The 14,544-nt window shown below is 70.0% G+C and carries 10 protein-coding genes and 1 pseudogene; 9 read left to right on the top strand and 2 right to left on the bottom strand.

What is annotated here, in order from left to right; all coding sequences use genetic code 11:
• The first annotated feature begins 245 nt into the window (after nucleotides 1-245).
• The 5 genes from ABWI07_RS22950 (at nucleotide 246) to ABWI07_RS22930 (ending at nucleotide 5,230) form a co-directional block, all read left to right on the top strand.
• A complete protein-coding gene (locus ABWI07_RS22950) occupies nucleotides 246-1,418 on the top strand; it encodes a branched-chain amino acid ABC transporter substrate-binding protein (protein ID WP_200841659.1) in 1,173 nt (390 codons plus the stop codon).
• A gap of 105 nt (nucleotides 1,419-1,523) precedes the next feature.
• Nucleotides 1,524-2,489: a branched-chain amino acid ABC transporter permease gene (locus ABWI07_RS22945; RefSeq protein WP_149257231.1), complete on the top strand. Its 966-nt coding sequence runs from the start codon at nucleotides 1,524-1,526 to the stop codon at nucleotides 2,487-2,489.
• Nucleotides 2,486-3,661, top strand: a complete 1,176-nt coding sequence (locus ABWI07_RS22940; RefSeq protein WP_200841658.1) for a branched-chain amino acid ABC transporter permease — start codon at nucleotides 2,486-2,488, stop codon at nucleotides 3,659-3,661. Before ABWI07_RS22945 ends, ABWI07_RS22940 begins: the two co-directional genes overlap by 4 nt.
• 47 nt (nucleotides 3,662-3,708) lie before the next feature.
• Entirely contained in the window at nucleotides 3,709-4,449 is a 741-nt protein-coding gene (locus ABWI07_RS22935; protein ID WP_149257983.1) for an ABC transporter ATP-binding protein, read from the top strand.
• A complete protein-coding gene (locus ABWI07_RS22930; protein WP_353819745.1) occupies nucleotides 4,439-5,230 on the top strand; it encodes an ABC transporter ATP-binding protein in 792 nt (263 codons plus the stop codon). Before ABWI07_RS22935 ends, ABWI07_RS22930 begins: the two co-directional genes overlap by 11 nt.
• A 65-nt stretch (nucleotides 5,231-5,295) precedes the next feature.
• Here the strand turns inward: ABWI07_RS22930 and ABWI07_RS22925 are convergent, their stop codons facing one another.
• Together ABWI07_RS22925 and ABWI07_RS22920 are read right to left on the bottom strand one after the other, a co-directional pair.
• Nucleotides 5,296-5,880 carry a DUF4352 domain-containing protein gene (locus tag ABWI07_RS22925; RefSeq protein WP_353819744.1) on the bottom strand — a complete coding sequence of 195 codons (585 nt, stop codon included), beginning with the start codon at nucleotides 5,878-5,880 and terminating at the stop codon, nucleotides 5,296-5,298.
• Between the two features lie 283 nt (nucleotides 5,881-6,163).
• Nucleotides 6,164-6,520 (bottom strand): PaaI family thioesterase, encoded by a 357-nt coding sequence (locus tag ABWI07_RS22920; RefSeq protein WP_149257982.1) that lies wholly within the window; start codon nucleotides 6,518-6,520, stop codon nucleotides 6,164-6,166.
• A 138-nt stretch (nucleotides 6,521-6,658) separates the two neighbouring features.
• Here ABWI07_RS22920 and polA point away from each other — a divergent pair, with 138 nt between their 5' ends.
• The 4 genes and pseudogenes from polA to ABWI07_RS22900 form a co-directional block, all read left to right on the top strand.
• Nucleotides 6,659-9,349, top strand: coding sequence for a DNA polymerase I (gene polA / locus ABWI07_RS22915; RefSeq protein WP_353819743.1), 2,691 nt, complete (start codon nucleotides 6,659-6,661; stop codon nucleotides 9,347-9,349).
• Nucleotides 9,350-10,569: 1,220 nt separating this feature from the next.
• Nucleotides 10,570-11,604 (top strand): polysaccharide deacetylase family protein, encoded by a 1,035-nt coding sequence (locus ABWI07_RS22910; RefSeq protein WP_353819742.1) that lies wholly within the window; start codon nucleotides 10,570-10,572, stop codon nucleotides 11,602-11,604.
• A gap of 238 nt (nucleotides 11,605-11,842) precedes the next feature.
• Nucleotides 11,843-13,324: a 30S ribosomal protein S1 gene (gene rpsA, locus ABWI07_RS22905; RefSeq protein ID WP_149257226.1), complete on the top strand. Its 1,482-nt coding sequence runs from the start codon at nucleotides 11,843-11,845 to the stop codon at nucleotides 13,322-13,324.
• Nucleotides 13,325-13,538: 214 nt separating this feature from the next.
• Nucleotides 13,539-14,544, top strand: a pseudogene (locus ABWI07_RS22900) (endonuclease/exonuclease/phosphatase family protein); the annotation flags it as partial.

The raw sequence follows: 14,544 nt of genomic DNA, 5'->3' as shown, positions 1-14,544 counted from the left end.
GCAGGTCCGCGCGTGGACCGTGGTCGTCACGTTCGGTAATCGTCCCAGGCAATGCATGGTGTCGGATGGGCACAGGGGAGTAACGAACGAGTAACCCTTCGATCCGGGGGTCCTGTTCTGGGGTGGGTCGACGGTGTACGACATAGCTGGTCCCCGAGTGACCGGTTTCCTCCCCTGAGGCGCCGGCGTCGGGGCTTAACTCGTACCCGATCCCCTCCCGGATCCGGATGGAAAGGTTGGGCACCTTGCGGCGCAACAAGATGAGGATCACCGGCGCGGTTGCGGTGAGCGCGGCGCTCGCGCTCAGCGCCGTGGCCTGTAGTGACGACGATGGCGGCTCCGGCAGCGGCAACGAGGTCACTATCGGGTTCATGGGTGACCTGACCGGTGAGAACTCCGGCCTGGTGATCCCGCCCAAGCAGGGCGCGCAGCTGGCGGTCGAGCAGTACAACGCCACGAACCCCAAGGTCAAGATCAAGCTCAAGACCTACGACAGCCAGGGCAAGCCGGAGCAGGCGACGACGCTGGCGCAGGGCGCGGTCAAGAACGACAAGATCGTGGCGCTGGTCGGCCCGGCGTTCTCGGGTGAGTCGCAGAGCGTCGCGCCGATCCTGGAAGAGGCCAAGATCCCGAGCGTGTCGCCGTCGGCGACCAACATCACGCTCGGCGAGAAGGGCTGGAAGTACTGGCACCGGGTCGTGGCCGACGACGCCGCGCAGAGCGAGGGCGCCGCGAACTTCCTGGTGAACTCGGTGAAGGCGAAGAAGATCTTCACGGTCTCCGACAACCAGGACTACGGCAAGGGCCTCGCGGACGCCATCGCCAAGGCCGCCGGCTCCAAGGGCGCGCAGACCCAGACCGACGCGGTGGACGACAAGGCGACGGACTACTCCTCGACCGTCAACAAGATCAACCAGTTCAAGCCGGACGCGGTCTACTTCGGCGGCTACTACGCGGTGGCGGGGCGGCTGTTCAAGCAGCTCCGCGAGGCCGGCTACAAGGGCAAGATGATGTCCGGCGACGGCTCGCTCGCGACCGGTCTGATCGAGGGCGCCGGCAAGGAGAACGCGCAGGGCGCGCTGCTGAGCTGCGGCTGCCTGATCGACGCCGAGGGCAAGACGAACCCGAAGGCCAAGAAGTTCGCCGACGACTACAAGGCGAAGTACAACTCCGAGGTCGCGATCTACTCGACCGAGGGCTTCGACGCCGCGACGGCGATCATCGAGGCGGTCAAGGCCGGCAAGACCGAGCCGGAGGACATCAACACCTACCTCAAGACCGAGGACATCCAGGGCGTCGGGAAGCAGATCAAGTTCGCCGACAACGGTGAGCTGGCGGTCAACGACATCTTCATCTACGAGGTGAAGGACGACAAGCTGCCGCTGCTCGGCAACAGCAACGAAGCGAAGGTCTCGTAGGGCGTCACCACGCCCGGACCCCGCCCCCGGTCCCCGGGGGCCCCTGATGGCGCGGGAGCGGGAGCGCTACAGCGCTCCCGCTCCTTTTGACGAAGGCGACCGAAGGTGCTCGACGACTTCATCAATCAATTCTGGCCGTCGACCGTCGACGGCCTGGCGCTGGGCGCGATCTACGCGCTGCTGGCGCTGGGCTACACGATGGTCTACGGCGTGCTCCGGCTGATCAACTTCGCGCACGCCGACATCTTCATGGTCGGCACGTTCGCGGCGCTGTGGACGGTGCGGACCCTGGACGTGTCCGCCGTGGGCGGCGTCGCGCTGATCGGCGTGGTGGCGCTCATGGCCGTCGTCGGCGGCGCGGTGGCGGGCGGCGGCGCGATGCTGCTGGAGGTGGCGGCCTACCGGCCGCTGCGCAAACGGGGGGCGTCGAGACTCGCGGCGCTGATCTCGGCGATCGGCGCGTCGATCTTCATCCAGCAGCTGATGGGCACGGTGCTCATCAGCAAGGTGTTCGGGACGTCGAAGGAGGGCGGCAAGCTCGACGTCAACGAGCACTTCAAGAAGCTGTCCGACGTCGTGGACTTCGGGCCGATCCTGATCCGCAACGACCAGCTGATCGTCTTCATCGGCGCGGTGCTGATGATGGTCGCGCTGGACCAGTTCGTGAACCGCACGAAGCTCGGCCGGGGCATCCGCTCGACGGCGCAGGACCCGGAGACGGCCGTGCTGATGGGCGTGAACATCGACCGGGTCGTGCAGGTGACGTTCCTGGTCGGCGGTGTGATGGCCGGTGTGGCCGCCGCGCTGTACTTCCTGCGCTTCGAGAGCACGAACTACTTCGTCGGCTTCCTGCTCGGCATCAAGGCGTTCACGGCGGCGGTGCTCGGCGGCATCGGCAACATCCGGGGGGCCCTGGTGGGCGGCTTCACCCTCGGGTTGCTGGAGATGTACGGTTCGAGCTTCTTCGGATCCCAGTGGCGCGACGTGGTCGCGTTCTCCGTGCTCATCCTTGTCCTGATGTTCCGTCCCACCGGCATTCTCGGTGAGTCCCTCCAGCAGGCGCGCGCATGAACCTCACGAAGAACGGAAACGGCAAGGGCGGCGCGGGCGGCCTCGCCTCGCGGCGCGACATGTTCTCCCTGGACCCGCTGCGCGACTGGTGGGCGGGCGCCCCCGGCGCGGTGCGCTGGGTGGTGTACCTCCTGCTGGTCGTCGGCGGGCTGCTGCTGCCGAGCGAGGCGATCGGCTCGTTCATGGCGCCGAGCGGCAGCGACTGGGCGTCGATGCTGAGCAGCCAGATCGCGATCTACGTGCTGCTGGCGATCGGGCTGAACGTGGTGGTCGGCATGGCCGGCCTCCTGGACCTCGGGTACGTGGCGTTCTACGCGGTCGGCGGCTACACGATGGCCATCTTCGCGACGCGCTACGGGTGGAACTTCTGGGAGTCGCTGGGGCTGGCGATCGGGTTCTCGGCGCTCGCGGGGGTCATCCTCGGGGCGCCGACGCTGCGGCTGCGCGGCGACTACCTGGCGATCGTCACGCTCGGCTTCGGTGAGATCGTCAAGCGGACGGCGAACAACAGCTCGTTCGTGAACGGGCCGCGCGGCGTGCAGGAGATCCCGCACCCGCCGTCGCTGTCGGAGTTCGAGATCCTCGGTGTGCAGCCGCTGAAGTACGGGCTGCTGGACGCGCGGCCGTACTACTACCTGCTGCTGCTGTTCATCGTCCTCGCGATCATCTTCGTGAAGCGGCTGGAGCGGTCGCGGGTGGGACGCGCGTGGGCGTCGATCCGGGAGGACGAGGACGCGGCGGAGCTGATGGGCGTGCCGACGTTCAAGTTCAAGCTGGCGGCGTTCGCGATCGGTGCGGCGATCGGCGGCAGCGGCGGCGTGGTGTTCGCCGCGCAGATCACCTCGATCAACCCGCAGAACTTCGAGTTCCTGGTGTCGGCGCTGATCCTGGCCGGCGTGGTGCTGGGCGGTTCCGGCAACCTTCCGGGCGTCATGCTGGGCGCGGCGGTGCTGGCGTGGCTGCCCGAGCGGTTCCGGTTCCTGCACGACTACCGGATGCTGATCTTCGGTGCGGCGCTCGTGGCGATGATGATCTTCCGTCCGGAGGGGCTGTGGCCGTCCCGGCAGCGGAAGGCGGAGCTGGCCGAGGGCACCGGCGGCATGGGCAGCATGGGCGCCGAGGTGGCCGGTCCGGGCCAGTCCGACGCGGCCGCCGTGGAGGAGGGCAAGTGAGCGAGGCGGAGGGCGGTGCGCCCGTCCTGGAGCTGCGGGACGTCGTCATGCGGTTCGGCGGCGTGGTCGCGCTCAACAAGGTGGACATCACGATCCGCGAGGGCGAGATCTTCGCGCTGATCGGCCCGAACGGGGCGGGGAAGACGACGGTGTTCAACGTGACCACCGGCGTCTACCGGCCGACCGAGGGGCAGGTGGTGTTCCGCGGGAAGCGCATCGACGGCAAGAAGCGGTACACGGTCACGAAGCTGGGCGTGGCGCGCACGTTCCAGAACGTGCGGCTGTTCCACAACATGACGGCGGTCGAGAACGTGATGGTGGGCGCGGACGCGCACCACCGGACGGGGTTCGTCGGGGCGGCGCTCGGGCTGCCGTGGCACCGCAGCGAGGAGCGCCGCGGGCGCGAGCGGGCGCAGGAGCTGCTTGAGCTCGTGGGCATCCCGCACCGCGGCGAGGAGGCGGCGAAGAACCTGCCGTACGGCGACCAGCGGCGGCTGGAGATCGCGCGGGCGCTGGCGACCGAGCCGAAGCTGCTGCTGCTGGACGAGCCCGCGGCGGGCATGAACCCGGCCGAGAAGGTGGCGCTGCAGCAGCTGATCCGCGACATCCGCGACACCGGTGTGACGGTGCTGCTGATCGAGCACGACATGAGCCTGGTCATGGGCATCAGCGACCGGGTCGCGGTGCTCGACTTCGGTCAGAAGATCGCGGACGGCCTGCCGGCCGAGGTGCAGAACGACCCGCGGGTCATCGAGGCGTATCTGGGGGCTCCGGCCGATGCTTCTTGAGATCAGTGACATCCACGTCCACTACGGGAAGATCGCGGCGCTGAAGGGCATCAGCGCGGAGGTCGGCCAGGGGGAGATCGTCACGCTGATCGGCGCGAACGGCGCCGGGAAGACGACCACCCTGAAGACCGTCTCGGGGCTGCGTCCGCTGTCCTCGGGCGCGATCCGGTTCGACGGCCGGGACATCAGCAAGATGCCCGGGCACAAGCGGGTGCTGGTCGGCATCGGGCAGGCGCCGGAGGGCCGGGGGATCTTCCCCGGCATGACGGTGGAGGAGAACCTCCTGATGGGCGCCTACGCCCGCAAGGACGACTCCGCCAAGGAGCTGGCCGAGGCGTACGAGCTGTTCCCGCGGCTGGCCGAGCGGCGCAAGCAGATGGGCGGCACGATGTCCGGCGGCGAGCAGCAGATGCTCGCGATCGGGCGGGCGCTGATGGCCAAGCCGAAGGTGCTGCTGCTGGACGAGCCGTCGATGGGGCTCGCGCCCATGCTCGTGCAGCAGATCTTCTCGATCATCCAGGAGATCAACCGGCGCGGCACGACGGTCCTGCTGGTGGAGCAGAACGCGCAGCAGGCGCTGCAGATCGCGCACCGGGCGTACGTGCTGGAGACGGGCCGGGTGGTGAAGTCGGCTCCGGCGGCGGATCTGCTGGACGACCCGGAGGTCCGGGCGGCCTACCTGGGCGGCGAGCTCGGCGACGGCGCCGGTGCCGCGGGCGGTCCGGCGGCCGGCTCGGCGGCCGGTTCGGAGGCCGGTTCGGAGGAGGACAAGCCGGAGTAGCGGCTCGTCCGGGCGTCTCAGGCCCGCTCGGTCCGGTTCGTCCGGGCCGGGCGGGCCTCGCGCGTTCAGGGCAGCCGGATCTCGGCGGGGGCGGGGTCGCTCGTCGCGCCGACCGGCGGCGAGCCGTACAGCCGGACGGCCTTGGTCTTCGCGCCGCGGGGGACGTCGAACCACAGGTCGAACTCGACGCGCATGGAGGCGCCGACCGAGATCCGCTCCGGCTGCCGCTTGATCATGGTGGCGTTGACGTCGGGGGAGTAGGTCCTGCCGTCGGTGGTGACGAGCCGCTGCTTCCAGGTGTCGAAGACCTGGATGTCGCGCCCGGTGTTGACGGCGAGGAGGCGGACGCGGGTGAACGCGCCCTTGGCGTCCATGGCGGCGTGGGTGCCCATGACGTCGGTCATGGACTCGCGGAACCCGACGACGGTGAACCGCATGTCGGCGCTCTTGCCGGTCCTGCCCTCGGGGACGGCCTCTCCCTCGCGCGCCTTCTCGGCCGGGATCTTGTAGTCGGGGAGGGAGGTGGCGTGCCCGGATCCGGAGCACCCGGCGAGCGCGAGCGCGGCGAGCGCGAGCGCGGCGCCAGCGAGGGCGGTGCCCGCGCGGGGGCGGCGGCGCGGGCCGCGGGTGCGCGAGTGAGGGTGGCGCATGCCTCGGAAGGTACGTCCGGCGGGCGGGCCGGGTGAACGGGCGGGATCGTTTCGCAACGCAACCGCAACCGGTGACGGACCTACACCGGTGTCGGGGCGGGCGGCGCCGTCGGCCCCGGACATGCGTTGACCCGGGGTCACCTTTGGGGCCGTACGAACCTTCCCCGGGCGCGTACGTTGTCTACTCGGTGACCCCGGGCCGGTCTGATCCACGCTACAGACCCGGGGCCGCGCATCGCAAAGAAAGTGCGGATCAAGGCGCGTCAGTGGGGCGGGCGGCGCCTCAGCCGCCGGACGGGGCGTCGCGCAGCATGCAGGTGAGGCGCGCGGTGCAGACCCTCCGGTCCTGGTCGTCGGTGATGACGATGTCGTAGGTGGCGAGGGTGCGGCCCCCGTGCACCTGGGTCGCCACGGCCGTGACGTACCCCTCGGTCGCGGACCGGTGGTGGGTGGCGTTGATCTCGATCCCGACGGCGATGCGGCCCGGGCCCGCGTGCAGGGCGGCGCCGGCGGAGCCGATCGACTCGGCCAGGACGCAGGAGGCGCCGCCGTGCAGGAGGCCGTAGGGCTGGGTGTTGCCCTTCACCGGCATGCGGCCCACGACGCGCTCGGGCGACGCCTCCAGGTACTCGAGGCCCATGGTCTTCGCCAGGTCGCCCTGCGGGTCGAACTCGCCCCCCGCGAGGATCTTCGCGATCGGGTCGTGCGGGCTCGCGCCGTCGGTGTCAGTCACTTACGCCTCCACAAAACTGTCGTACGCGCAGACTAGAGTCCTGGTGTGGCGACCTCACCAACGACCCCTGACAAGCGCGACCGGCTCCTTCTGCTCGACGGCCACTCCCTGGCCTACCGGGCGTTCTTCGCCCTGCCCGTGGAGAACTTCTCCACGACCGACGGGCAGCCGACCAACGCCGTGTACGGCTTCACCTCGATGCTCATCAACGTCCTGCGCGACGAGCAGCCCTCCCACATCGCGGTGGCGTTCGACCGCTCCGAGCCGACGTTCCGGCACGAGCAGTACGTGGAGTACAAGGCGGGCCGGCAGAAGACGCCCGACGAGTTCCGCAGCCAGGTCAGCCTGATCTTCGAGGTGCTGGACGCGCTGCGCATCCCGCGGATGTCGGTCGCGGGGTTCGAGGCCGACGACATCATCGCCACGCTGTCCGTCCAGGCCGCCCGCGCCGGGATGCAGACCCTCATCGTCACCGGCGACCGCGACGCGTTCCAGCTGGTCAACGACTCGGTGACGATCCTGTACCCGGTGCGCGGCGTCTCGGAGCTGGCCCGGATGGACCCGGCCGCCGTCGAGGCCAAGTACGGCGTCCCGCCCGAGCGGTACCGCGAGCTCGCCGCCCTCGTGGGGGAGAGCAGCGACAACCTGCCCGGCGTGCCCGGCGTCGGCCCGAAGACCGCCGCCAAGTGGCTCACCAAGTACGGCGACCTCGACACCCTCGTCAACCGCGTCGACGAGATCAAGGGGAAGGCCGGCGACAGCCTGCGCGAGCACCTGTCCGGCGTGCTGCGCAACCAGCAGATCAACAAGCTCGACTGCGAGGTCGGCCTGGAGCTCACGCCGCCGCAGTTGACGATGGGCCAGTGGGACCGCGAGGAGATCCACACCCTGTTCGACTCGCTGCAGTTCCGCGTCCTGCGCGAGCGGCTGTACGCCACGATCTCGGCGGCCGAGCCCGAGGCCGAGGAGGGCTTCGACGTCGAGGTCGAGGCGCTCGAACCCGGCGCGCTCGGCGCCTGGCTCGACGCCAACACCGCCGACCGGACCGGCGTCGCCGTCACCGGCACCTGGGGCCGCGGCACCGGCGAGATCACCGCGCTGGCGCTGGCGTCCAAGAAGGGCCCGGCCGTCCACATCGACCCGACCGAGCTGATCGAGGACGACGAGCGCGCCCTCGCCGCCTACCTCGCCGACCCCGCCCGCCCGAAGGCGATCCACGAGGCCAAGGGGCCGATGCTGGCGCTCGCCGCGCGCGGCATGCGGCTGGAGGGCGTCACCAGCGACACCGCGCTCGCCGCCTACCTCGCGCTCCCCGGCCAGCGGACGTTCGACCTCGCGGACCTCGTCCTGCGCTACCTGCACCGCGAGCTGCGCAGCGAGACCGAGGACTCCGGCCAGCTCACCCTGGACGGCTCCGGGGAGGAGGAGGCCGCCGAAGCCCTCGCGGTCCGCGCGCGCGCCGTTACCGAGCTCGCCGACGTCCTCGACAAGGACCTCGACAAGCGCGGCGCCACCCGCCTCCTGCGCGACGTCGAGCTGCCCCTGGTCGGCGTCCTGGCCGGCATGGAACGCGCGGGCATCGCCGTCGACGCCGACCACCTGGCCGGCCTGTCCGCGTCCCTGGGCGGCCAGGTCAAGGAGCAGGAGCAGCTCGCCCACGCCGCCGTCGGCCGCGAGTTCAACCTCGGCTCGCCCAAGCAGGTCCAGCAGGTCCTGTTCGACGAACTGAACCTCCCCAAGACCAAGCGCACCAAGACCGGCTACACCACCGACTCCGAGGCCCTCACGACCCTCCTGGAGAAGGACGGGCACCCCGTCCTGGAGCACATCCTCCGGTGGCGGGAGGTCGCCAAGCTCAAGAGCATCGTCGACTCCCTCATCCCGATGGCCGACGACGCCGGGCGCATCCACACCACCTTCAACCAGATGATCGCCGCCACCGGCCGGCTCTCCTCCACCGACCCCAACCTGCAGAACATCCCGATCCGCACCGCCGAAGGCCGCCAGATCCGCGAGGCGTTCGTCGTCGGCGACGGCTACGAGTCCCTCCTCACCGCCGACTACTCCCAGATCGAGCTGCGCATCATGGCGCACCTCTCCGAGGACGACGCCCTGCTGGAGGCGTTCGGCTCCGGCGCCGACTTCCACACCATCACCGCATCCCGCGTCTTCGGGCTGCCGCCCGAGCAGATCGACTCCGAGCTGCGCGCCCGCATCAAGGCCATGAACTACGGCCTCGCCTACGGCCTGTCGGCCTACGGGCTCTCCCAGCAGCTCCGGATCTCCCCCGACGAGGCGCGCGGCCTCATGGAGGAGTACTTCGAGCAGTTCGGCGGCGTCCGCGACTACCTGCACGACATCGTCGCCAAGGCCCGCCAGGAGGGCTACACCGAGACCATCCTCGGCCGCCGCCGCTACCTGCCCGACCTCAACTCCGACAACCGCCAGCGCCGCGAGATGGCCGAGCGGATGGCCCTCAACGCCCCCATCCAGGGCTCCGCCGCCGACATCATCAAGGTCGCCAGCCTCAACGTCGACCGCGCCCTCCGCGACGCCGGCCTGACCTCCCGCATGCTCCTCCAGGTCCACGACGAACTCGTCTTCGAAGTCGCCCCGGGCGAACTCGACGAACTGAAGACCCTCGTCAGCACCCAGATGGCCGGAGCCTACGAACTGCACGCCCCCCTCAGCGTCTCCATGGGCACCGGCCGCACCTGGCAGGATGCTGCGCATTAATTGCTTTTTTCTCCTCCTTCGGGCCTTGGCGGCCCTCCATCGTCGATAAAAGCGGGCGATCGCTGGCATCGCTTCGTCTCGCCTTGGCGGCTCGCTGCGCGATCAGATTCTTGCTTCGCTTGAATCTGCCTTCGGACGCGATCGCGGCCCCCAGCTTGTTGCGGGGTGCTGTGGTGGCTGAGGTTGTTGCGGTGCTTATTGCAGTGGCCTCCTCCTTCGGGCCTTGGCGGCCCTCCATCGTCGGGCACTGCGGCGATCGCTGGCATCGCTTCGTCTCGCCTTGGCGGCTCGCTGCGCGATCAGGTTCTCGCTTCGCTTGAACCTGCCTTCGGACGCGATCGCGAGTCCCAGGTTGTTGCGGGGTGCTGCGGTGGCTGAGGTCGTTGCCGGTCGGAGCGTAAGGCTTGCCCAGTGGCTCGCTGCGCGATCAGGTTCTCGCTTCGCTTGAACCTGCCTTCGGTGCGATCGCCAGGCTTGGGTCGTCGCGTGGCTGCGGTGCGGGCTGCGGCTGTCTCGGTAGGGCATGCCGGGAGTGCGTACGGCTCGCCTGGCGGCTCGTTGGTTGGACGGGGCCGGCTGCGTTGACGGCAGCCGCAACCGTTGGGGGCATTCGGTGGGTGGGGCGGTTGCCGTGGTGGTGGCTGCTCCGCATGGCCCTTTTCGTCACGCTGCTACGTGTCGCCGCGACGTGTCAGTGCGCGTGGCCGCATCTGGGGGGCGACGCCGTCGGCTGGGTAGAGCCGGGCGTCGCACGGGCGCGGAGTGCCTTCGGGAGGCCTGGGGCGCCTTGAGAGCGTGATCGCCGTCGTGTGAGCGGTGGTGGGGTGCTTGGACTGCGGCCGGAGAGGGTGTCGAGTTGGGTGTTTTGAGTTAATTGCGGCTTTTGTGGGCTTGTGTCCTTTGTGGTGTTGTGGTGGGGACTGCTTGTCGGCTTGGGTTTTGGGGGTGTTGTTTTTCGGGGGTGGGTGGGTTTTACCGGGGGTTTTCGGACTTGGTTTGTTGTGGGGCGGGGCGGGGGTGGTGGGTGAGGGTCATATGGGTACGTCGGTTGGTGTCCGTAGATGTCCGGGGGGTCGTACGCTGTCCTCCTGGTCCTGATCGGGTCGACCGGCGGGGGTAATGTGCCTCTCCTTCACAAGATCGCTGGAGTTGTGATCGTCTGCGCCGTGGTCCTGGGGCTGACGCTTCCCGGGAGCGGGAAGGAGCCTCGTAAGGAGAACGTGGCCCGGCGGGTCGGGGCCGCGTCGGGGGCGACGCCCACCGCGCGGGCGGCCAAGGCGGGGACCACGCCGGTGCCAGGGGCTTCTGGGGCCTCGGGCAGCGCCACGCCCACCGCGGTGGTGTCCACGCCCATCGCGGCGGCGGCGCCCGGAGCGGCCGCCGTCAAGGCGAACGAGCTGGGGCAGATCCCGGTGCTGATGTACCACCGGATCATGAAGAAGCCCGAGCTGTCGCTGGACCGGTCGAGCAAGGAGCTCTACGACGAGCTGACCGGGCTGGCCAAGGACGGCTACTACCCGATCACTGCCGCCGAGTTCGTGAGCGGGCGGATCGACGTGCCGGCCGGGAAGCACCCCGTGGTGCTGACGTTCGACGACAGCACGCCCGGGCACTTCGGCCTTGACCCGCAGGGCAACCCCAAGCCCGACACGGCGGTCGCGGTCATCCAGCAGGTCGCCCGGGAGAACCCCGGGTTCCGGCCGGTCGCGACGTTCTACCTGAACAAGGAGCTGTTCGGGATGGACGACACGCAGGCCGCGGCCGGGCTGCGGTGGCTCCAGCAGCACGGGTTCGAACTCGGCAACCACACGGTGTCCCACCCGAGCCTCTCCGGCATGTCCGAAAAGGGCGTGCACAAGGAGATCGGCGACATGGAGGACCGGATCGTCCGGCTCACCGGGGCGCACACGACGACGTTCGCGTACCCGTTCGGGGCCGTGCCGAAGAAGAAGGCCTGGGCCGAGAAGCTGGACGGCCGGTACGCCTTCCAGGGGATCTTCCTCGCCGGGTGGCGGCCCTCGGTGTCCCCGTTCGACGCCGACTTCGACCGGTGGAACATCGACCGGGTGCGCTCCGAGGGCAAGATCAAGGAGAACGACTGCACCAAGTACTGCTCCACGGCCTGGCTCGAGTACCTGGACAAGAACCCCGATGAGCGGTACACATCTGACGGGGACCCGAACACGGTGACGTTTCCCAAGGCGGCCGAGGACCGGATCGCCAAGTGGTACAGGGCCTACGCGCGGACGTACTGACCCGTGCCCGCCGGTGGCGGATTGACCACGGGAGTTCGGTCCCATATCCTGATCGCTGCGCTGTGGGCCTGCGCGCGCTTCGGACGGAGCAGGCTCGCGCTCGGTCAGGTCGGCGACATCGGTTCGGTTCACTGACGCGGCGTTGGTCGCGTCCCATTCCGGTCCTCGGCAGGGCGGATAACGGCCCTCCGCGCACAACCCATACGACTTCCATGTCCGTACCGGAGCCAGCCGACACATGACGAGCAGCACCGAGGCCACCTCGACCACCCCGCAGGTAGCGGTCAACGACATCGGGTCCGAGGAAGCCTTCCTCGCAGCGATCGACGAGACCATCAAGTACTTCAACGACGGCGACATTGTCGAAGGCACTGTCGTCAAGGTCGATCGTGACGAGGTCCTCCTCGACATCGGCTACAAGACCGAGGGCGTCATCCCCTCGCGCGAGCTGTCCATCAAGCACGACGTCGACCCGAACGAGGTCGTCTCCACCGGAGACCACGTCGAGGCCCTCGTCCTCCAGAAGGAGGACAAGGAGGGGCGTCTGATCCTGTCCAAGAAGCGCGCCCAGTACGAGCGCGCCTGGGGCACGATCGAGAAGATCAAGGACGAGGACGGCATCGTCACTGGCACGGTCATCGAGGTCGTCAAGGGCGGCCTCATCCTCGACATCGGGCTGCGCGGCTTCCTGCCCGCCTCGCTCGTCGAGATGCGCCGGGTCCGCGACCTGCAGCCCTACGTGGGCCGCGAGCTCGAGGCCAAGATCATCGAGCTGGACAAGAACCGCAACAACGTGGTGCTGTCCCGCCGTGCCTGGCTTGAGCAGACGCAGAGCGAGGTCCGCCAGACCTTCCTCAACACCCTGCAGAAGGGCCAGGTCCGCAAGGGCGTCGTCTCCTCGATCGTCAACTTCGGCGCGTTCGTCGACCTCGGCGGCGTCGACGGTCTGGTGCACGTCTCCGAGCTGTCCTGGAAGCACATCGACCACCCCTCCGAGGTCGTCGAGGTCGGCCAGGAGGTCACGGTCGAGGTCCTGGACGTCGACATGGAGCGCGAGCGCGTCTCCCTGTCGCTCAAGGCGACCCAGGAAGACCCGTGGCAGCAGTTCGCCCGCACCCACCAGATCGGGCAGGTCGTCCCGGGCCGGGTCACCAAGCTGGTGCCGTTCGGCGCGTTCGTCCGCGTCGAGGAGGGCATCGAGGGCCTGGTGCACATCTCCGAGCTGGCCGAGCGGCACGTGGAGATCCCCGAGCAGGTCGTCCAGGTCGGCGACGAGATCTTCGTGAAGATCATCGACATCGACCTCGACCGGCGCCGGATCAGCCTGTCGCTCAAGCAGGCCAACGAGGGCGCCGCGGGGATCGAGGAAGAGGACTTCGACCCGACCCTGTACGGCATGCCGGCCGAGTACGACGAGCAGGGGAACTACAAGTACCCCGAGGGCTTCGACGCCGACACCGGCGAGTGGCTCGAGGGCTTCGACGAGCAGCGCGAGACCTGGGAGCGGCAGTACGCCGAGGCCCGCGCCCGCTTCGACGCCCACCGCAAGCAGATCGAAGAGGCCCGCAAGGCCGAGGCGGAGGCCGGCGCCGAGCCCGCGGGTGGCGGCGGCGGCGAGACCTCCTACTCCGGCGGCGGCGAGAGCGAGTCCGGCGGTGGCGCCCTCGCCACCGACGAGGCGCTCGCCGCGCTGCGGGAGAAGCTCTCCGGCGGCCAGTGAGGCCCTGACGCGCCGTCCGCGCGCGGCCGCCCAGGCGGCCCCGCGCGGCGGCCGGTGACATACTGAGCACGGCCGGAGAACGATCTTTCGGGATCGGCCTCCGGCCGTGCTTCGGTTAGGCCACCATGGCTCCGAGGCCGCGCGCCGGTCCGCGGCGCCCCCCAGCATCCGCATGTCCCGAAGGTCCGCTCGTCCCCCGGGAGCACTCGTTCAATTGGCCAGCACAGACGTAGGCACCAGGACCGGCGGCCCCGCGGCGGCCGGCCCCCCGATCGTCCCGCAGGGCCCCGCGCGACTCGCGCTGATCGCCGTCACCGTCGCGGTGCTGGCGCAGACGCTGAGGTTCTCGCTGCCGCAGCTCGACCACTTCGCCGACCAGGCCGGGACCGCGGCCGCCGCCGGCGCGGTGCTCGTGGTCTACCTCGCCGGGTTCGCCGCCCCGCTGATCCGCCGCCTCGCCGGCCCGCGCGGGCTGCTGCTCGCCGGCGTGGGCGGGCTGTTCGCCGTCCGGCTGCTCGCGCAGGCCGTCGACCCGCGCACCTGGCTCGCGTTCGCCGGCACCGCCGTCGGCATGCTCGCCGTCGCGGCGCTGTACGAGGGCGCCCGCGGCCTGTCCGGGGTGGGGTTCGCGACGGCCACCGTCGCGGGCCTGTCCATCGACACCGCCGTGCGGATGTGCTTCGCCACCTGGGACGCGGTGTGGCGCGACGGCCTCGGCCCCTGGCTGGCCTGCCTGGCGTTCGTCGGTGTCGGCGCCGCCGCGCTCTACCGCGAGCTGGCGTCCGGGCCCGTCACCGCGCCCGGCGTCTCGTGGCGGGACGCGCTCGGCGCCGCGGCGTTCGGGCCGTTCCTCGCGCTGCAGGTCCTCGTGCTCGCCAGCCCCGCGTTCGTGGCCTCGTCGGGGTGGCAGTCGCTGACCGGCGCGCACGTCGCGATCGTCATCGGGCAGGGCCTCGCGCTGGCGTTCCTCGCCTCCGGGCTCGCCGTGCGGGCGGTGCCGGGCGGCGTGTGCGTGCTCGGCGGGACCGTCCTCGGCGTCGGCGCGGGCGCCGTCGCGGGCACGTACGCGATCTCCGGTATCGAGGTCGTCCCCATCGTGATCGTCGGGCAGGTGCTGTCGGCGTGGCTGCTGGCCGTCGCGTGCCGGGCGCCGCTGCGCCGCGCGGGCACCGGCGGGCCGGTCTGGCGGGTGGACGCCGGCGCCGCGCTCGGCGGCCTGC

The sequence above is a fragment of the Actinomadura sp. NPDC000600 genome (genome assembly GCF_040492135.1).
Classification (GTDB): domain Bacteria; phylum Actinomycetota; class Actinomycetes; order Streptosporangiales; family Streptosporangiaceae; genus Spirillospora.
Note: the sequence above shows the minus strand (reverse complement) of the source record. Positions and strands in the feature narration are given on the sequence as shown.